Consider the following 19,042-nt stretch of genomic DNA (forward strand, 5'->3'; position numbering starts at 1 on the left):
GGGCCACTCTCAGGTTCGGGGTGGCAGACTCGACTCGGCCTCGATACGGGCACCCATCACGATCGGTTCACGGGAGGATTACTGCAGTGCCGAGCAACGCACAGCGGCGCCAGGCCGCGAAACGCAAACTCGAGCGGCAGCTCGAGCGACGCGCCGCACGCGAACGCAAACGACGTCTCCTGACTCTCGGCCTGTCGGCGCTCGGCGTGATCGTCGTCGTGGGTGCGGTGGTCGCTGCGGTCACGCTCGGCGGTTCCGACGAACCCGCATCCGATGCGAATGCGGCCGGCGGCACGGAGGACACCGGCTATCCCGCACTGCCTGCGGGCCGCGCCGAACCGCTTCCGGAGTCGGTCGACTGCTCCTATCCCGCCGACGGGCGGGAGCCGTCGAGGCCGGTCGATCCGCCGCGCACCGAGGGCATCCTGACCTCGGGCGAGAACAACACCGACATCAGCGTCAGCGTGGAGACCTCGCAGGGCAACATCGGGTTGATCCTGCACAACGCGGAGTCGCCGTGCACCGTCAACAGCTTCCTGTCGCTGGCATCACAGGGCTACTTCGACGGCACCGTCTGCCACCGCCTCACGACCGCACCGACGTTGCAGGTTCTGCAGTGCGGTGATCCGACGGGCACCGGGTCGGGCGGTCCGGGGTACCAGTTCGCGAACGAGTTCCCCACCGATCAGTTCGCGGCGGACGATCCCGCCTCGCAGGAGCCCATGACGTACCCGCGGGGAACGCTGGCCATGGCGAACGCCGGGCCCGGCACCAACGGCAGCCAGTTCTTCCTCGTGTACGGCGATTCGGTACTGCCCCCGCAGTACACCGTCTTCGGCACCGTCGACGAGACCGGCCTCTCGACCCTCGACGCCATCGCCGCGAACGGTGTCGACGGCGGCGGGAGCGACGGCACCCCGAACTCGGAGACGACTCTGACCAGCGTGAGGATGGATTGATGACGCGAACACGAATGCGTGCCGCCGCCGCGGCGGCCCTGGGGCTCGCGCTGCTCCTGACGGGTTGTTCGTCCGACACGGATGATGTCCGGGCGGTCCAGGACTCGACTACCGATGCGACGACCACCCGGACGTCGTCGGGCGTCCTGCCCGACCGCCCCGCCGACGGTGATCCCGTGTCGTGCACCTACACGCCCGGCGGAGCGTCCGCGCGTGAGGTGACGCCGCCGGACGGCAGCGACGTTCCCGCTGCCGGGATCGCCGAGGTGTCGATGAGCACCGATGCCGGTGAGATCGGGTTGCTGCTCGACCGGGCCGCCGCGCCGTGCGCGGTCAACAGCTTCGTCTCGCTCGCCGAGCAGGGCTACTTCGACGACACCCCCTGCCATCGACTGGTGACGTCACCGGGCCTGCAGGTCCTCCAGTGCGGTGACCCGACCGGCACCGGCACGGGCGGCCCGGGATACGGATTCGACACCGAGTACCCGGAGACCGCCTACGCCCCGGGTGATCCGCAGTTGCGGCAGTCCGTCGTGTACCCGCGGGGCACGGTGGCGATGGCGAACACCGGCCGGCCGGGCAGCAACGGCAGCCAGTTCTTCCTCGTGTACGAGGACTCGCAGTTGCCGCCCGCCTACACGGTGTTCGGCACGGTCGACGAGGCAGGTCTGGCCGTCGTCGAGGAAGTCGCGGCGGCGGGAGACGACGGTTCGATGTCCGCCGGCGGCGGCGCGCCGAACCGTCCCGTCCGGATCGAATCGGTGACGGTCACGTCCTGACGAGGGCACCGGGCGTCCCCGCGACCGGCTGCGGGGACGCCCGTTTCGTTCCAGAGCACAATGACAACCCTCGTTGTTTACCGCTCCGTAACCGAACACCTATGTAATCGTGATCGAAAGCACTAGCATGTCTGAATTGTGATGTATTCCAATCCGGCGACTGCGTCCCGAACCCGCGTCGCCGTCTCTATCGGTGCCCTGGTGGGAAGCGTGCTCCTCACGGCGGGTTGCGCCGGCGGAGACACCCCGACCTCCACGTCGAACACCACTTCCGCTGCCACCACCTCCCCCCGTGACTCGTGGCAGGCGTCGGCGGAGTACGTCGCGCAGTATCCGACCCTGCCTCCCGTGCCCGAACCCACCGCCGCCACCACCACGTGCTCGTACCCCTCCATCGGAGGGGGCGTCGGCAACGTGGCCACGCCGTCGTCGTCCGCGACGGCCACCGGCACCGTCGAGGTCACCCTCGACACCACCATCGGACCGGTGACGCTGGTCCTCGACCGGGCGATGGCACCGTGCACGGTCAACAGCTTCCTCAGCCTGGCCCGTCAGGGGTTCTTCTCGGACACGTCGTGCCACCGGCTCTCGATGAACGTGGGTGCGCAGCTGTACCAGTGCGGTGACCCCACCGGAACGGGTCTGGGCAATCCCGGTTACACCTACGCGGACGAGTATCCGGTCACGAGCATGGCCGACACGACCAGCGTCGTGTACCCGCGGGGTACCGTCGCGCTCTCCGACAGCGGACGCGCCGACACCAACGGCTCACAGTTCTTCCTGCTCCTCGGCGATTCGGTGCTGCGGCCGGACTACACGGTGTTCGGGCACGTCTCGGATGCCTCGCTGGCGGTGCTCGACGCCGCGGCCGCCCAGGGTGACGACGGCAGCTCTGTTCTGGGCGGAGGCGTCCCGAACGTCCCGGTGACGATCGCGGCGGTGCGCTGACGTATCACGACGGGGCGACGTGCCCACGTCACGCGGCCGACGTCACCCGGTACACGTCGTACACACCCTCGACGTTCCGGACCACGTTCAGGACGTGTCCGAGATGCTTCGGGTCGCCCATCTCGAACGTGAACCGACTCACCGCGACGCGATCGCCCGTGGTGGTCACCGACGCCGACAGGATGTTCACCTTCTCGTCGGCGAGCGCCTTGGTGACATCCGACAGCAACCGGTGCCGATCGAGGGCCTCGATCTGGATGGCGACGAGGAACACCGACGACGGCGACGGCGCCCACTCGACGTCGATGATGCGTTCGGACTGCTGCCGCAGCGAATCCGCGTTGGTGCAGTCCGTGCGGTGCACGCTCACCGAACCGGTGCGCGTGACGAACCCCATGATCTCGTCGCCCGGCACGGGCGTGCAGCACTTCGCGAGTTTCGACACGGTGCCGGGTGCACCGGGCACCAGGACTCCCGAGTCGCCGCTCTGACGCGACCGGGTCGGGATCGTCGACGGAGTCGACCGCTCGGCCAACTCCTCCTCGACACCGCCCACACCTCCGAGCAGCGCGACCAGTCGCTGCACGACGTGATGCGCCGACACATGATGCTCACCGATCGCCGTGTACAACGCCGACACGTCGGTGTAGTGCAGTTCCTTGGCGACCGCGACCATCAGGTCCGCGTTCATCAGACGCTGCAGGGGCAGTCCGACGCGGCGCACCTCCTTCGTGATGGCGTCCTTGCCGGTCTCGAGGGCCTCCTCGCGGCGTTCCTTCGCGAACCACTGTCGGATCTTGGCCTTCGCCCGTGGCGACACGACGAACGCCTGCCAGTCGCGACTCGGTCCCGCGTTCGGATCCTTCGAGGTGAACACCTCGACGACCTCACCGTTCTCGAGTTTGCGTTCGAGTGCGACGAGTCTGCCGTTGACCCGGGCACCGATACACCGGTGCCCGACCTCGGTGTGCACGGCGTACGCGAAGTCCACCGGCGTCGACCCCGACGGCAACGTGATGACATCACCCTTCGGGGTGAACACGAAGATCTCCTTGACCGCCAGGTCGTAGCGCAGCGATTCGAGGAACTCACCCGGATCGGCGGCCTCACGCTGCCAGTCCAGCAGTTGGCGCATCCACGCCATGTCGTCGACCTCGCCGGAATCACCGGAGTGCCTGCCCCTGGTCTCCTTGTACCGCCAATGCGCAGCGATCCCGAACTCGGCGGTGCGGTGCATGTCCCGTGTGCGGATCTGCACCTCGAGCGGTTTGCCCTCGGGGCCGATGACCGTCGTGTGCAGTGACTGGTACACGCCGTACCGGGGCTGTGCGATGTAGTCCTTGAACCGTCCCGCCATCGGTTGCCACAGTGAATGCACGACACCGACCGCCGCGTAGCAGTCGCGGATCTCGTTGCACAGGATCCGCACCCCCACGAGGTCGTGGATGTCGTCGAAATCGCGGCCCTTCACGATCATCTTCTGGTAGATCGACCAGTAGTGTTTGGGTCGGCCCTCGACGGTCGCGTCGATACGGGAGGCCGCGAGGGTCGCGCCGATCTCCTCGCGCACCCTGCTCAGATAGGTGTCGCGCGAGGGCGCGCGTGTCGCGACGAGCCGGACGATCTCCTCGTACTTCTTCGGATGCAGGATCGCGAACGACAGGTCCTCGAGTTCCCACTTGACGGTCGCCATCCCGAGGCGGTGCGCGAGCGGCGCGATGACCTCGAGCGTCTCCCGAGCCTTGCGGGCCTGCTTCTCCGGCGGCAGGAATCGCATCGTGCGCATGTTGTGCAGCCGGTCGGCGACCTTGATGACCAGTACACGGGGATCCCGCGCCATCGCGATGATCATCTTGCGGATGGTCTCGGCTTCGGCAGCGTTTCCCAGCACGACCTTGTCGAGTTTGGTGACGCCGTCGACGAGATGCGCCACCTCCTCCCCGAATTCGTCGGTGAGCTGCTCGAGGCTGTAGCCGGTGTCCTCCACCGTGTCGTGCAGCAACGCAGCGATGAGGGTGGTGGTGTCCATGCCGAGTTCGGCGAGGATCGTCGCGACCGCCAGCGGGTGCGTGATGTAGGGGTCGCCCGACTTGCGGCGCTGGGTGGCGTGACGTTCCTCCGCGACGTCGTACGCGCGCTGCAACCTGGAGAGATCCGCCTTCGGATACAGCTCACGGTGGATCGTCACCAGCGGCTCGAGCACCGGCTTGAGCGAGGTGCCGCGCTGACCGGTTATCCGTCTCGCCAGCCGGGCACGCACCCGGCGGGATGCGGACGTCGACGCCGGGGTCGGCGCCGGCCCGCCGCTCTGGGACCGATCAAGATTCTGGGTCATGCCCAACCTCCCATCGCAGCTGCCCCGGTCACCGGTGCATGCGCCAACTCTAGTCCTCAGACACGAACCAGGGACGTCAGAGGATACTTGCTCAATCGAGCGCGTCCACCGAGAGCCTCGATCTCGGTCACCACCGTCACCCCGACGATCTCCGCCCCGACCCGCTCGAGCAACTCGAGGGTCGCACCGAGTGTCCCCCCGGTCGCGAGCACATCGTCGACGACCAGAACCCTGCGGCCGCGCAACGACAACCATTCACCGGGGATCTCGATGGCCGACGTGCCGTACTCGAGGGCGTACTCGCACGTCTGCACGGGAGGGGGCAGCTTGCCGGCCTTGCGGACCGCGAGGACACCCACCCCCAGTGCACGTGCGATACCACCGCCGAGCAGGAAGCCCCGCGCGTCGATACCGGCGACCACCTCGGCATCCGGTGCGGCCGACGCCAGCGCCGAGATGATCGCCGCGAACGCGGGACCGTCCGCGAAAACCGGGGTGAGGTCGGCGAATCGGACACCTGCGTCGGGGAAGTCGTCCACCCAGCGGGTGTTGGCGGCCACGTGCGCGGCTGCGTCGAGGATCAGGTCGGGGTCGGCGGAATGTCGAACGTTCACCCTCTGAGTATCCACCGGTCCATGTTCCAACCCGCACCCGCGGTCGTCGGGTTCGGTTCCGCCGCGACCATACCCCGCTCGAATCCGATCGTGCGCGGTTGCAGGAACAGCGGCACCGTCGGCATCTCGTCCCACAGGATACGTTCGGCCTCCGAGGCCAGGTTCGACACGGTCGCGTTGTCACCGGCGACGAGCAGGCCGTCGAGCAGTTCGTCGACGCGCCCGTTCGCGTAGCCCCCGACATTGCTGCCGGCACCGGAGCGCAACGCGCCCCGCGCATCCTCCATGTCGGCGCTTCCACCCGCACCCGTTGCCGCAGCCGTCCCCGCCAGTACCGCGTCGACATCCCGGCCGAGCGCGGACGGGACGAAGGAGTCGACACCGGCATCGACCACGTCGATACCCGCATCACGGCAGGATTCCGCGATCAGTTCCACGGTGCGCGCACGCCGCGCGTCCGGCGCCACGTAGCCGATGCGTACCTCCATCCGTTCCTGACCGGACGATTCCCGCTCGCTGCGGGCCATGTCGACATCGACGTTCGCGTACCGTTGCGCGGGCTCCACGACCCTCGGATACAACGGTGAGTCGGGGGGTAGCAGGCGGGAGTCGACGGGTTCGCCCGACGACCCCAACTCGTCGGCCAGTCGGGCTCGCGGCACGCAGGACGCCAGAGCGCGACGCGCCGTCGGCGACGAGAACACCCCGGTCGTCGACAGGACGAGTTGTTCGAGGTTCCGGGACGCCTCCGTCGCCGGCTCCACCGAGTCGGGCAGGCCCGGAACGAGGTCGAGAGCCCCCTGACCGACATCGACCACCTGGACGCGGCCGTCCGCCACGGCCGCGGCGGCGTCGGTGCCGCGGGGCCACACGACGATCCGGTCGGTGGCCGGCCGGTTTCCCCACCAGCGCTCGTTCGCGACGAGCACCAGCCCGTCCTCGACCGTGTACGACTCGATCCGATACGGACCGGAAGCCGGCAGCAGTGCAGGATCGAGTGATCCCGGCGTCAGGTCCCAGCCGGTGTTCCAGAACTCGGCGATCGCACGCACCGCGTCCCGGTCGTCACGAGTGAGCACACCGACCAGATCGGACACACCAGTCCTGCTCGCCACGACGTGCGACGGCATGAGCTCGGTGGCTCCGAACAGCGACTTCCAGTCGGTGTCACCCCGCCCGGCGCGGAACACCACGGTGGCGTCCTTCGAACCTGCCGTGCAGTCGATCCGTTCGATGTCGGCGTACCCGCCTCGCCGCGCGGCGTGGAAGAGATTCTCCTGCGCACCGGTGTCGTCGGGTTCGGTGAACCGGCCGCTCGACGCTGCCCAGGTGAGCACCAGATCGTCGCACGACATCGGCACACCGTCCGAGTACACCGAGTCCGGCGCCAACCGGTACTCCACGGTCAGCTGGTCGCCCGGCACGGCTTCGGCGGTACCGATGTCGGTGTCGGCGACAACGCGGCCGGCAGGACCGATGTACCCGAATCCGGGCAGCACCCGGGTCAACGCCTGCCGTGCACCGGACGCGGCGCCGTCGACGGTGTTCGCGTTGTAGCTCGTCACCGGTCCGTCGATCGCGTATCCGATCGACGGCAGGGGCTCGTCGGCGCTTCCGCACGCAACGACCCCCGAGGCCGCGACCGCGGCGAGCGCTGTCGCGCCGACCACGGTCCGCCAGGTTCGCCGGCGCTGGCCGGCCCCCGCCCGCTCGTTGCCTTCGATCGCCATGTCAGGTCCTCTTCCGGGCACGCTTTCCGGTGGGTCGCGCGCCGGGTCTCGGGGTCACGGGTGACGGACCGCGCGACGCGGTGCCCGGATTCCGTGCCGGAACCACCGTGACGGCCGGGCCACCGGCCGATGCGACGACGACGGGCTCGTCGGTGCCGCGCGCGGCGACCTCGGCTCGCTTGGCGAGCACCTTACGCGTGTGCTTCGCGACCGGGCCACGCCACTCCTTGAGCGTCACCAGCAGCGGGGTCGCGAAGAACACCGACGAGTACGCACCGACGACGATCCCGACGAGCTGAACGAGCGCGAGGTCCTTGAGCGTTCCGACGCCGAGCAACCACACCGCGACCACCATCAGCGCGATCACCGGCAACACCGAGATGATCGTGGTGTTGATCGACCGCATCAGAGTCTGGTTGACGGCCAGATTGGCCTGTTCGGCGTAGGTGCGGCGGCGAAGATGGAGGATGCCGCGGGTGTTCTCCTCGACCTTGTCGAACACGACGACCGTGTCGTACAGCGAGAAACCGAGGATGGTGAGCAGACCGATGACCGTGGCCGGGGTGACCTCGAAACCGACGAGCGCGTACACGCCCGCCGTGACGATCACGTCGAAGAACAGTGCCGCGATCGCCGCGATCGCCATGTCCCGCTCGTAGCGCACGGCGATGTACACGCTGACGATCACGAGGAACACCACGAGGGCGATCAACGCCTTCTGGGTGATCTGCCCGCCCCACGTCTCACTGACGTCGGCCACGCTGATGGCGTTGCGGCTCGGCTCGCCGTCGGACCCGAGCGGCCCGAACTCCTCGAACAGGGCCGTCTGCACCGATGCGACCTGCTCGGCGTCGAGGGCCTGCGATCGGATCTGGAAGCTCGCGGCGTCACCGGAACCGACGGTCTGCACCGCTTCCGGCTCGAATCCGACGGTGTCGCTGAACACCGTCTCGACGTCGTCGACGGTGGCGCCGGCGACCGTCGGCATCTGGATCCGGGTGCCACCCTCGAAGTCGATGCCCCACGTGAATCCGCGGACCAGCATGCTCAGCAGCGCGATCAGGACGATCGCACCGGTGATGAGGTAGTAACGCTTGCGGCGGCCGACGATCTCGAACGCCCCGGTGCCGGTGTAGAGGCCGGCGAACCATCCGTGCCGCGGCGTGGCCGTGGCCGTGGCTGTCGTGTCGGTCATCGTCACAGCTCCTTCGCGGCTGTCGCAGCCAGCCGGCGCTCACGCGCCACCTCTTGAATCGCGCCGAGTCCGTTCATGCTCGGCTTGGACCACGCCTTCGACTTCGACGCCAGGTGTACCAGCGGCGCGGTGACGAGGAAGACGACCACGACGTCGAGGATCGTGGTCAGGCCGAGTGTGAAGGCGAATCCACGGACCTGCCCGACCGCCAGCATGTACAGCACGGCGGCAGCGATGAAGCTGACCGCGTTGCCGGACAGGATGGTGCGCCGTGCACGGGCCCAGCCGCGCGGAACGGCCGAGCGGAAGCTACGGCCCTCCCGGATCTCGTCCTTGATCCGTTCGAAGAACACCACGAACGAGTCGGCGGTCATACCGATGCCGATGATCAGCCCGGCGATGCCCGCGAGGTCGAGGGTGAACCCGATGTATCGACCGAGCAGCACCATCACCGCGTAGACCGCAAGACCCGACAGCACCAGAGACAACGCGGTGAGCAGACCGAGCATCCGGTAGTAGACCAGGCAGAACAGGAGCACGAGCAGGAGACCGACGGCACCCGCGATCAGGCCCGCTTCGAGGGAGGCCAGACCGAGGGTCGCCGACACGGTCTCGGCTTCGGACGCGGTGAACGACAGCGGCAGCGAACCGTACTTGAGGGTGTTCGCGAGCTCGGTCGCCTGCGTCTGGGTGAACGTCCCCGAGATCGAGGTGGCGCTACCCGCCGGGGTGGCCCCCTGGATGACCGGTGCGCTGACGACCTTTGAGTCGAGCACGAACGCCGCGTTGCTGCCGATGTTCGCCGCGGTGAACTGCGCCCAGGTGTTGCTGCCCTCGCTGTCGAACGTCAGGCTGACCTCGTAGCGGGACTGCTGGCTGTTGTACCCGGAGGTCGCGTCGTCGATCTGCTGACCGTCGATGATGCTCGGTCCGAGCACGTAGATCGAGGTGCCGTCGGACGCGCACGCGATCAGTGGAAGGGTGGGGTCGTCGTTGCCGGCGAGCGGGTCGGGGGCACCACAGTCCATGGCGAGGATCGCCTGTTCCTGCACGGCCGGGTCGGTGCTCTGCCGGGTGGCCTTGGCCGCGGCGATGTCGGCCGCGCTCTGTTCCTGCGGCGTCAGTTCGGGTTCGTCCGCGGGTGTCCCGGTCGACGGTGTGTCGGGAGCGGGAACCTCGGTTCCGTCCGTCGGCGCCACCGGGGCGTCGGTGGGATCCTGCGCCGGGAACGGCCGTCCCTGTGGTTCCGGGGTGTCCGCAGGCTCCGGGGTGTCCGCCGGCGCCTCGTCGGGCACGGTCTCCCCGCCCGGGGGCGCCTCGCCTTCCGGCGCGCCCGCAGCCCCCTCGTTCGCCATGACGTCCCGTTGCTGCGCGACGGCGGCCGCATCGAACGGCCCCGACACCACCGGGCGGATGTACAGGCGTGCCGTCTGGCCGAGGGTCTTCGCCTGGGCACTGTCGTCGCCGGGAACGGTGATCACGAGGTTGTCTCCGTCGATGATCACCTCCGACCCCGAGACACCCAGCCCGTTGACGCGGGTCTCGATGATCTGCTGGGCCTGTCTCAGGCTGTCCTGGCTCGGGCTGCTCCCGTCCGGAGTTCGGGCGGTGAGCGTCACGCGCGTGCCGCCCTGCAGATCGATGCCGAGCTTCGGGGTGGGTGATTTGTCCCCGGTGAAGAAGACCAGTGCATACAGAGCCGCGAGGATCACGCCGAACACGGCGAGAGAGCGCGCGGGATGCACCGATCCGTTGGAAGGTGCCACGGTCTGTCAATCTCCTCGATACGAGTGAGTGGGTCGGTGGTCGAACTCGCCCGGGCGTGGTGGGGCCGGCACCGGGATCCTCCGGCGCCCACCGCACGGTCGGTGCGGACAAGCCGAGCGGATGTGCAGGCGCCGTCCGATCGGCGCCCCGCACGTCGTCGGTGCTCGATCCGGGTCGGTGCTCGATCCGGGGTCAGTGCTCGATCGGGCGGTCCCCCGGCGGGGTGGGGTCGTCCTTGCCCAGCGAGACGGAACCGCTGTCGTCGGCGACGTCGCCGGTGGGCTCGTCGAGGCGTTCACGCACCACCGCGCGCGACCACACGGTCACCACGCCGGGCGCGATCTCGAGGTCGACGGTGTCGTCCGACAGCGCCGTGATGGTGGCGTGCAGACCCGCGGTTGTCGTGACCCGATCCCCGACGCGCAGCGAGTCCTGGAGTTCGGCCACCTTCTGCATCTCCTTCTTCTGGCGCCGAACACCGAGGAAGGTGGGCACCAGCAGAGCGAGAATCAGGAGTGGGAAGAGCAGTTCCATCGTTGAAGTCAGTCCTCGGGTCGTAACGGTATCGCGCCGGTCCGGGGCCGTCGCGACGTCGTGCTCGGCCTCCGCGGACCGACGCAGTAGTCCAGTGTGCCATCATCCGCCCGCCGACCGTACGCCCCGCACCCCGGCCCGCGGTCCGCGATGCTCACTCGTCGAACGTCTCGAGCTGCGGTTCGCGGGCCCGCACCTCGATCCCTCCCGCCGCCGCGTCCGGCGGCGGGGTCAATCCGAGCTGGAACCACGCAGCCTGGGTCGCGACACGTCCGCGGGGTGTACGCGCGACCATTCCGGCGCGCACGAGGAACGGTTCACACACCTCCTCCACGGTGGCGGGTTCCTCACCGACCGCGACCGCCAAGGTCGACACACCGACGGGACCGCCACCGAAGCTACGCACCAGCGCACCCAGAACCGCGCGGTCCAACCGATCGAGGCCGACCGGGTCCACGTCGTACACCTCGAGCGCTGCCTGCGCGATCTCCCGGGTCACGACACCGTCGGCCCGCACGTCGGCGTAGTCGCGTACACGCCGGAGGAGACGATTCGCGATGCGCGGTGTGCCGCGCGAACGGCCGGCGATCTCCAGACTCGCGTCCTCGTGCAGGGTGATGCCGAGGAGACGAGCCGAGCGCTGCAGAATGCGGTGCAGCTCCGGTGTGTCGTAGAAGTCCATGTGCGCCGTGAATCCGAACCGATCGCGCAGCGGTCCGGTCAGCGCGCCGGAGCGCGTCGTCGCACCGACGAGGGTGAACGGGGCCACCTCGAGGGGAATCGACGTCGCGCCGGGTCCCTTGCCGACGACCACGTCGACCCGGAAGTCCTCCATCGCCAGGTACAGCATCTCCTCGGCGGGCCGGGCGATGCGGTGGATCTCGTCGATGAACAGGACGTCACCTTCGACGAGGTTCGACAGCATCGCCGCGAGGTCGCCGGCCCGTTCGAGAGCGGGACCGGACGTCAACCGCAGCGATGATCCGAGTTCGGCTGCAATGATCATCGCCATCGAGGTCTTGCCGAGGCCCGGCGGGCCCGACAGGAGAATGTGATCGGGGGTGCCTCCCCGCATCTTCGCGGCACGCAGGACGAGTTGGAGTTGCTCGCGGACCCGTGCCTGGCCGATGAAATCGTCGAGATTCTTCGGTCGCAGGCTCGCCTCGATCTCACCGTCGGACGCGGTGAACGCGGCGGTGACCGGGGACGGACCGGAATCGTCGTGGAACGAATGGTCGGGGGGGAGAGCCGGATCGTCGGTCACCGTGACCTACCCAGCGTCGACAGCGCCGCCCGCAGAACCGCGGAGGTGTCGGCGGCGGGATCCGCTGCGAGAACGGTATCCGTGGACTGCTCCGCTTGTTTGGCCGGGAACCCGAGTCCCACCAGAGCCTCGATCACGTGGTCACGGACGGGGGACCCTCCCGGAATCGCGGCCGGTTGTTCGGCCGCGCCGGCGAACGCGGTCACCTTGTCCCGCAGTTCGACGATCATGCGTTCGGCACCGCGTTTACCGATTCCGGGTACCCGCGTGAGGGCTGCGGTGTTGCCGTCCGCGAGAGCGGCCCGCAACGCGTCGGGTTCGAGTACGGCCAGCGTCGCCATGGCCAGCCGCGGGCCGACACCGGACACCGTCTGCAACAGTCCGAAGAGGTCGCGGGCCGCGGGATCCGCGAAACCGTAGAGGGTCATCGAGTCCTCACGCACGATCATCGCCGTCACCAGCCGAGCTTCCTCGCCGCGACGCAGCGCGGCCAGGGTGGCGGGGGTCGCGTTGACCCGGTAGCCGACACCGGCCGATTCGACGACCACGTGGTCGAGGGCGATCTCGAGCACCTCTCCCCGTACCGAGGCGATCACCGTGCACCTGCCTTCCGCGCGGCGGCCTGCTCACGCAACCGCGCCTCGTAGCGTCGCTTCTGTTCTGCCGCGGCTGCCTCGGCCGCCGCCATGCGTGCCAGCATCGGCGCGCGCCAGCAGTGGCAGATCGCCAACGCCAGGGCGTCGGCGGCGTCGGCGGGCCGCGGCGGGGCGTCGAGACCGAGAATGCGGGTGACCATCGCGGTCACCTGCTTCTTGTCGGCGCCACCGTTCCCGGTGACGGCGGACTTGACCTGGCTCGGCGTATGGAACATCACGGGAATCCCACGGCGGGCGGCAGCGAGGGCCACCACTCCCCCGGCCTGCGCGGTGCCCATCGCCGTGCGGACGTTGTGCTGGGAGAACACCCGTTCGACGGCGACGACGTCGGGGTGGTACCGATCGAGCCACACATCCGCGGCATCGGCGATCGCGAGCAGTCGCACCGCCAGGTCGTCGTCGACCGGGGTGCGGATCACGTCGACCGCGACGGGGACGACCTCGCGGCCGCGGCCGGTGTCGACGACACCGAAACCGCATCGCGTCAGACCGGGGTCGACACCCATCACACGCACCCGGCACACCCCTCACACGCTACGAACAGTTGTTCGAGAGCATATCGGAACGGTCACCTCCGCGGCGGCGCCGACACGCGCCGGGCCGCCGCCGCGGTACATCAGGCGTCGAGTTCGGCGAGAACCTCGTCGGAGACGTCGACATTCGTGTAGACGTTCTGGACGTCGTCGCAGTCCTCGAGGGCGTCGACGAGCTTGAAGACCTTGCGTGCGCCCTCGACGTCGACGGGCACCTCCACGGACGCCCGGAAGTCGGGATCGGCGGAGTCGTAGTCGACGCCGGCATCGACGAGCGCCGTGCGCACCGCGATGAGGTCGGACGCCTCGGAGACGATCTCGAAGCTGTCCCCGAGGTCGTTGATCTCCTCCGCGCCGGCGTCGAGCACCACCTCGAGCAGTTCGTCCTCGCCGCGCCCGTTCTTCTCGAGCACCACCACGCCCTTGCGGGTGAACAGGTAGGCGACCGAACCCGGATCCGCCATGTTCCCGCCGTTGCGGGTCATCGCCGTGCGCACCTCACCGGCAGCGCGGTTCCGGTTGTCGGTCAGGCACTCGATGAGCAGTGCGACACCGTTCGGCCCGTAGCCCTCGTAGGTGATCGTCTGCCAGTCGGCTCCGCCGGCCTCCTCGCCGCCACCGCGTTTGCGGGCGCGCTCGATGTTGTCGTTGGGAACCGAACTCTTCTTGGCCTTCTGGATGGCGTCGTAGAGCGTCGGGTTGCCCGCCGGATCACCACCGCCCGTACGGGCGGCCACCTCGATGTTCTTGATGAGTTTCGCGAACATCTTGCCGCGCTTGGCGTCGATGACCGCCTTCTTGTGCTTGGTGGTGGCCCATTTGGAGTGGCCGCTCATTCGCTTCGAGCCCCTTCCGGCGAGGTCTGGTCGGCTCGCACCGACACTGTGGGAGGACGATTCTACCCACCCGCGCCCCGGTCCGACCGGACGGTGTCCACGAACATCCGTGCGATGCGCCGGTCCCCGGTGACCTCCGGATGGAACGACGTGGCCACGACCGGGCCCTGCCGGACCGCGACGACACGCCCGGCCGCGGGGCCCGCGGGCACCGTCGCGAGTACCTCCACGTCCGCCCCGACCCGCTCGACCCACGGCGCCCGGATGAACACCGCACGCATCGGTCCACCGTCGACACCCGCCACGTCCAGATCGGCTTCGAACGAGTCGACCTGACGTCCGAACGCGTTGCGCCGCACGGTGATGTCGAGCGCGTCGAGATGCTCGGCGTCGGGCCGAGTGTCGAGCACCTCGGTCGCCAACAGGATCATGCCCGCACACGATCCGAATGCGGGCATGCCGTTCTTCAGCCGGGCCCGTAACGGTTCGAGCAGATCGAACACGCGCAGCAGGCGGCTCATCGTGGTCGATTCGCCGCCGGGCAACACGATCCCGTCGATGTCGTCGAGTTCGCTCGCCCGCCGAACCCCGATCGTGCGGGCACCGGCCGCCTCGAGGGCCGCTCGATGGCCCCGTACGTCGCCCTGGAGGGCGAGCACGCCGATGGTGGGTGTGTGCACTGTCCGTGTCCTCACTTGTCGCGGTCGCCGTGCGTCAGGGTTCGCGCAGGTAGCGGGCCATGCCCTCCTGGACCACCGCGGCGACCATGTTGCCGTGTCTGTCGAAGATGCGCCCCTGGGTCAGGGCACGCCCGAACCCCGCCGACGGTGATGTCTGGTCGTACAGCAACCAGTCGTCGGCGCGGAACGGGCGGAGGAACCACATCGCGTGATCGAGCGACGCCCCCTGGGTCTTCTCCTCCGGATGCGCCACGCTCGCCGATCCGAGGAGCGTCATGTCGCTCATGTACGCCAGGGTGCACACGTGGAACACGCCGTCGTCGGGCAGTGCATCACGGGATCGGAACCACACCTGCTGGCGCGCGGCGCGGCCCGGTGCGGGTGCCATCCGGTCCCGCGGGACGAAACGCAGATCCCAGTCCGACCACTCGCGGTGCGCCCACGCATAGTCCGCGTCGGTCTCGACCAGCGTGTCCTTGGCGTCGGGCAGTTCCTCCGGCGCGGGGACCGTCGGCATCGAGTCCTGGTGCTCGATGCCGTGGTCACCGACGTGGAACGAGGCCGACATCGTGAAGATCGCGTGCCCGTCCTGCACAGCGGTCACCCGCCGCGTGCAGAACGACCGGCCGTCCCGCATCCTCTCGACCTGGTAGACGATTCCCTTGGTGGGGTTGCCGGGTCGGATGAAGTATCCGTGCAGCGAGTGCACGTGATATTCGGGGACGACGGTGCGGACCGCCGAGACCAGCGACTGCCCCGCCACCTGACCGCCGAACGTGCGGGGCAGCAGGGTCTCGGTCGCGATGCCCCGGAAGATGTTCTCCTCGATCCGTTCGAGTTCCAGGATCTGTTCGATCTTCGCCATGCGGAAGCCTTCCTCTGTGTCTGAGGCAGAAGGCTAGTCGCAGGTGTCACCCCGAACCGCGCGGATCCCGCTGCGGCGGCCGATGCCGACGGTTGTGGTCACCAACCGCGTTCGGCGAGCCGGTGCGGAACCGGGATGTCGTCGACGTTGATTCCCACCATCGCCTCGCCGAGTCCGCGGGAGATCTTCGCGAGCATCTCCGGATCGTCGTGGAAGGTGGTGGCCTTGACGATCGCCGCCGCCCGCTGGGCAGGGTTGCCGGACTTGAAGATTCCCGAACCCACGAACACGCCCTCGGCGCCGAGCTGCATCATCATCGCGGCGTCGGCGGGGGTGGCGATCCCACCCGCGGTGAACAGCGTGACGGGAAGCCGGCCCGACTTCGCGACCTCGACGACGAGGTCGAAGGGCGCCTGCAGTTCCTTGGCCGCCACGTACAGTTCGTCCTCGGGCAGCGACGTCAGCCGGCGGATCTCCTGGCGGATCCGGCGCATGTGGGTGGTCGCGTTCGAGACGTCACCGGTGCCGGCCTCACCCTTGGATCGGATCATCGCGGCACCCTCGTTGATGCGCCGCAGCGCCTCACCGAGGTTGGTCGCACCGCACACGAAGGGCACGGTGAACTGCCATTTGTCGATGTGGTTCTCGTAGTCGGCGGGGGTGAGGACCTCGGATTCGTCGATGTAGTCGACGCCGAGCGCCTGCAGAATCTGCGCCTCCACGAAATGGCCGATACGTGCCTTGGCCATCACGGGGATGGACACGGCGTCGATGATGCCCGCGATCATGTCCGGATCGCTCATCCGCGAGACACCGCCCTGCGCGCGGATATCGGCGGGGACCCGCTCGAGTGCCATGACCGCGACGGCACCGGCGTCCTCGGCGATCTTCGCCTGCTCCGGTGTGACCACGTCCATGATCACCCCGCCCTCAAGCATCTCCGCCATCCCTCGCTTGACGCGGGCGGTGCCGGTGACGGGTGCGTTTTCGGGGGTGCTCACAGCTTGAACTCCTGACAGTGACGACCGTTGACGAACGTCGGGATGCGTGCGCACGCCCGACTCGCCGAGCCTATGGTGACGGCGCCCGGCGGGCCCATAGCCAGTCGCGCAGCAGTGGCCTGGCCGCCCCACCGACCGAGCACCCGGTTCGGTGGTCAGCTGATCGCGCGGACCTGTGGCGCCGTCCTGGACCGCGCGGCTGCGCCGGCCTCGTCGAGGAGTTCCGGCAGATCCTGCGGATACACCGCTTCTCCCGCACGGATCACCTCGCGCAGCTCGTCGGCATCGAACCACCTGTGTTCGAGTCCCATGCGCACTTCCAGCTCGGTGAATCCGGCCACACCCGGTTCGAACGCACGGCCCTGCACGACGAAGAACAGTTCTTCGGAACGGAGGGTCTCGCCGTCGAACGGGAACACCGCCACCCGACGCCAGAGCGGCCCGACCAGATCGTCGGGATCGACGCGCAGACCGGTCTCCTCCTCGATCTCACGGACCGCGGCGTCCCGCAACTGTTCCCCCGCTTCCACCGCTCCCCCGACCGTGAACCAGAACTCGATCCGCGGACGCGCCGGATCGTGTCCGCGCAGCAGCAGGACCCGGCCGTGCTCATCGAGCATCACAACCCGCGCGGATGTCCTCGGCGTGTCCGGGCCCACCTGCGGTGTCGGTGCGTCCGGCGCCACCGCCGGTGACGCGGCCGGCGCCGATGCCGATGCCGCCACTGTGCGCTCGGCGATCTCGAAATACGTGGGCAGCGGTGCGGTGCCACCGAGATGCAGCCAGCGCACGGGACGCCGTGTCCGCAGTGCCAGGGTGTCGCGCACCGCGTCGTTGTGGAACCGGCGCGCGATGAGTACCCGCGCCTCCGCGTCGGCGAGTTCCGCGACGAGCTGCGGCCGCAGCCGTTCCACATCCAACGCGGCCAGTGCGCCGGACAGGTCGTTCTCGGCGCTCTCCCGGCCCGCCCTGTCCGCGCGTTCGGCCCGGTCGGCGAGCGCCGCGAGCCGCCGACCGTCCGACATCGGCATCGACGCGGCGATGCTGCGCACCACCACGGCACGGCGGGCGAGCGCCGCATCGAGAGCCTGCCACGACAGGTCCGACCGCACATGCAGCCGATCGAGCCGGTTCGCCGTCGAGTACACCCACAGGCCGAGGAGGACGACCACGGCTGCGACGAGGGCAAGGGCGAGTATCGTCACCGCGCTCAGGGTCACGAGCGGACCTCCCGGACACGGCCGGCACCGACGGTGACCGTCTCGTACACGCGCAGGATCTGATCGGCGACGACCGGCCAGTCGTACACCTCGACGATCTGCGATCCGGCATCGGCCAGCGCGCGGCGGCGATCATCGTCGTCGAGGACCTGAAGGATCCCGCCGGCGAGGGCGTCGGAGGCACCCACCGGGACGAGTACACCGGCGCGGCCGTCGCGCAGCACCCGCCGGAAGGCGTCGAGTTCGGAGGCGACGACCGCGGTACCCGCGGCGAGTGCCTCGACGAGCACGATGCCGAAGCTCTCGCCGCCGAGATTCGGGGCGCAGTACACATCGGCACTGCGCATCGCCGAAGCCTTCTCGTCGTCGTCGACCTGGCCGAGGAAACGCAGATGCCGGGCGTGAGGTCCGGCCTCCCGGCGCAGCCGATCCTCGTCACCTCGGCCGACGACGAGCACTTCGATGTCCGGGTGCCGGGCCACGAGCGCGGGCAGCGCGCCGAGCAACACCGCCATGCCCTTGCGCGGTTCGTCGAATCTGCCGAGGAAGAGCACGGACCGACCTTCGCGCGGGTACCCCGGTAGCAGCGGCGCGTGCCGGAAGAACGGTACGTCCACCCCGTTGGGGATCTCCACGGCGTCGGCACCGAGGGACGTGACCTGCCATCGTCGTGCGAGCTCCGACACCGCGATACGCCCGCTGATCTTCTCCAGGAACGGCTGTAGCACGCCCTGGAAGGTGCTCAGCACCAACGACTTCGTCGTCGATGTGTGGAACGTCGCGACGATGGGTCCCTCGGCGATCTTCAGCGCGAGCATCGACAGGCTCGGCGCGTTCGGTTCGTGGATGTGCAGGACGTCGAAGTCGTTGTCGTTGATCCAGCGCCGCACCCGTGAATAGGACACGGGCCCGAAACTCAGGCGCGCGACCGACCCGTTGTAGGGGATCGCCACGGCACGGCCGGCGGAGACCACGAAGTCGGGCAGTTCCGTCGCGTCCGAGGCAGGCGCCAGCACGCTGACCTCGTGGCCGCGGGCGATCAGTACCTGCGCGAGATCGACGACGTGGGCCTGCACGCCGCCCGGAACGTCGAAGGAGTACGGGCAGACCATGCCGATTCTCACGG

The 19,042-nt window shown here is 68.8% G+C and carries 18 protein-coding genes; 3 read left to right on the top strand and 15 right to left on the bottom strand.

Annotated elements, in window-relative coordinates; all coding sequences use genetic code 11:
* Positions 1-86 precede the first annotated feature (86 nt).
* The 3 genes from LDQ05_RS05490 to LDQ05_RS05500 all read left to right on the top strand — a co-directional run bounded on the left by LDQ05_RS05490 (position 87) and on the right by LDQ05_RS05500 (position 2,686).
* Positions 87-959: a peptidylprolyl isomerase gene (locus tag LDQ05_RS05490; protein WP_226435887.1), complete on the top strand. Its 873-nt coding sequence runs from the start codon at positions 87-89 to the stop codon at positions 957-959.
* On the top strand, positions 959-1,738 hold the full coding sequence (locus LDQ05_RS05495; protein WP_226435888.1) for a peptidylprolyl isomerase: 780 nt from the start codon (positions 959-961) through the stop codon (positions 1,736-1,738). Before LDQ05_RS05490 ends, LDQ05_RS05495 begins: the two co-directional genes overlap by 1 nt.
* A 201-nt stretch (positions 1,739-1,939) precedes the next feature.
* Positions 1,940-2,686, top strand: coding sequence for a peptidylprolyl isomerase (locus LDQ05_RS05500; protein ID WP_226435889.1), 747 nt, complete (start codon positions 1,940-1,942; stop codon positions 2,684-2,686).
* 28 nt (positions 2,687-2,714) lie between these two features.
* Here the strand turns inward: LDQ05_RS05500 and LDQ05_RS05505 are convergent, their stop codons facing one another.
* The 15 genes from LDQ05_RS05505 to LDQ05_RS05575 all read right to left on the bottom strand — a co-directional run bounded on the left by LDQ05_RS05505 (position 2,715) and on the right by LDQ05_RS05575 (position 19,040).
* The gene (locus LDQ05_RS05505; protein WP_226435890.1) at positions 2,715-5,021 is read right to left on the bottom strand and encodes a RelA/SpoT family protein; all 2,307 of its coding nucleotides are present in this window, start codon (positions 5,019-5,021) and stop codon (positions 2,715-2,717) included.
* 56 nt (positions 5,022-5,077) lie between these two features.
* Complete coding sequence (locus LDQ05_RS05510) at positions 5,078-5,605, bottom strand: adenine phosphoribosyltransferase (protein WP_226435922.1); 528 nt, start codon at positions 5,603-5,605, stop codon at positions 5,078-5,080.
* Between the two features lie 26 nt (positions 5,606-5,631).
* Complete coding sequence (locus LDQ05_RS05515) at positions 5,632-7,365, bottom strand: ABC transporter substrate-binding protein (protein ID WP_226435891.1); 1,734 nt, start codon at positions 7,363-7,365, stop codon at positions 5,632-5,634.
* Position 7,366: 1 nt separating this feature from the next.
* Positions 7,367-8,560 carry a protein translocase subunit SecF gene (secF, locus tag LDQ05_RS05520; RefSeq protein WP_226435892.1) on the bottom strand — a complete coding sequence of 398 codons (1,194 nt, stop codon included), beginning with the start codon at positions 8,558-8,560 and terminating at the stop codon, positions 7,367-7,369.
* Positions 8,561-8,562: 2 nt separating this feature from the next.
* Complete coding sequence (gene secD / locus LDQ05_RS05525) at positions 8,563-10,326, bottom strand: protein translocase subunit SecD (RefSeq protein WP_226435893.1); 1,764 nt, start codon at positions 10,324-10,326, stop codon at positions 8,563-8,565.
* A 193-nt stretch (positions 10,327-10,519) separates the two neighbouring features.
* On the bottom strand, positions 10,520-10,861 hold the full coding sequence (gene yajC / locus LDQ05_RS05530; RefSeq protein WP_226435894.1) for a preprotein translocase subunit YajC: 342 nt from the start codon (positions 10,859-10,861) through the stop codon (positions 10,520-10,522).
* Between the two features lie 154 nt (positions 10,862-11,015).
* On the bottom strand, positions 11,016-12,125 hold the full coding sequence (gene ruvB / locus LDQ05_RS05535; protein WP_226435895.1) for a Holliday junction branch migration DNA helicase RuvB: 1,110 nt from the start codon (positions 12,123-12,125) through the stop codon (positions 11,016-11,018).
* Positions 12,122-12,721 carry a Holliday junction branch migration protein RuvA gene (gene ruvA / locus LDQ05_RS05540; RefSeq protein ID WP_226435896.1) on the bottom strand — a complete coding sequence of 200 codons (600 nt, stop codon included), beginning with the start codon at positions 12,719-12,721 and terminating at the stop codon, positions 12,122-12,124. The genes ruvB and ruvA overlap by 4 nt, the downstream gene beginning before the upstream one ends.
* The gene (gene ruvC, locus LDQ05_RS05545; RefSeq protein WP_226435923.1) at positions 12,718-13,296 is read right to left on the bottom strand and encodes a crossover junction endodeoxyribonuclease RuvC; all 579 of its coding nucleotides are present in this window, start codon (positions 13,294-13,296) and stop codon (positions 12,718-12,720) included. Before ruvC ends, ruvA begins: the two co-directional genes overlap by 4 nt.
* A gap of 101 nt (positions 13,297-13,397) precedes the next feature.
* The gene (locus LDQ05_RS05550; RefSeq protein WP_226435897.1) at positions 13,398-14,150 is read right to left on the bottom strand and encodes a YebC/PmpR family DNA-binding transcriptional regulator; all 753 of its coding nucleotides are present in this window, start codon (positions 14,148-14,150) and stop codon (positions 13,398-13,400) included.
* Between the two features lie 62 nt (positions 14,151-14,212).
* Positions 14,213-14,830: a pyridoxal 5'-phosphate synthase glutaminase subunit PdxT gene (pdxT, locus tag LDQ05_RS05555; RefSeq protein WP_226435898.1), complete on the bottom strand. Its 618-nt coding sequence runs from the start codon at positions 14,828-14,830 to the stop codon at positions 14,213-14,215.
* 34 nt (positions 14,831-14,864) lie between these two features.
* Positions 14,865-15,695: an acyl-CoA thioesterase gene (locus LDQ05_RS05560; protein ID WP_226435899.1), complete on the bottom strand. Its 831-nt coding sequence runs from the start codon at positions 15,693-15,695 to the stop codon at positions 14,865-14,867.
* 98 nt (positions 15,696-15,793) lie between these two features.
* Positions 15,794-16,696, bottom strand: a complete 903-nt coding sequence (pdxS, locus tag LDQ05_RS05565) for a pyridoxal 5'-phosphate synthase lyase subunit PdxS (RefSeq protein ID WP_226435900.1) — start codon at positions 16,694-16,696, stop codon at positions 15,794-15,796.
* Between the two features lie 155 nt (positions 16,697-16,851).
* Complete coding sequence (locus LDQ05_RS05570) at positions 16,852-17,916, bottom strand: NUDIX hydrolase (protein ID WP_226435901.1); 1,065 nt, start codon at positions 17,914-17,916, stop codon at positions 16,852-16,854.
* Positions 17,913-19,040, bottom strand: a complete 1,128-nt coding sequence (locus tag LDQ05_RS05575; protein ID WP_226435924.1) for a glycosyltransferase family 4 protein — start codon at positions 19,038-19,040, stop codon at positions 17,913-17,915. The genes LDQ05_RS05570 and LDQ05_RS05575 overlap by 4 nt, the downstream gene beginning before the upstream one ends.
* Positions 19,041-19,042 lie beyond the last annotated feature (2 nt).

Source organism: Rhodococcus yananensis (assembly GCF_020515525.1).
In the GTDB taxonomy this organism is placed as follows: Bacteria; Actinomycetota; Actinomycetes; order Mycobacteriales; family Mycobacteriaceae; genus Rhodococcus; species Rhodococcus yananensis.

What these genes read in the sequence shown, in the direction of transcription:
- LDQ05_RS05550 (WP_226435897.1), bottom strand. Translation starts at nt 14,150, where the DNA reads ATGAGCGGCCACTCCAAATGGGCCACCACCAAGCACAAGAAGGCGGTC.
- yajC (WP_226435894.1), bottom strand. Translation starts at nt 10,861, where the DNA reads ATGGAACTGCTCTTCCCACTCCTGATTCTCGCTCTGCTGGTGCCCACC.
- LDQ05_RS05495 (WP_226435888.1), top strand. Translation starts at nt 959, where the DNA reads ATGACGCGAACACGAATGCGTGCCGCCGCCGCGGCGGCCCTGGGGCTC.
- LDQ05_RS05560 (WP_226435899.1), bottom strand. Translation starts at nt 15,695, where the DNA reads ATGGCGAAGATCGAACAGATCCTGGAACTCGAACGGATCGAGGAGAAC.
- LDQ05_RS05505 (WP_226435890.1), bottom strand. Translation starts at nt 5,021, where the DNA reads ATGACCCAGAATCTTGATCGGTCCCAGAGCGGCGGGCCGGCGCCGACC.
- secF (WP_226435892.1), bottom strand. Translation starts at nt 8,560, where the DNA reads ATGACCGACACGACAGCCACGGCCACGGCCACGCCGCGGCACGGATGG.
- LDQ05_RS05515 (WP_226435891.1), bottom strand. Translation starts at nt 7,365, where the DNA reads ATGGCGATCGAAGGCAACGAGCGGGCGGGGGCCGGCCAGCGCCGGCGA.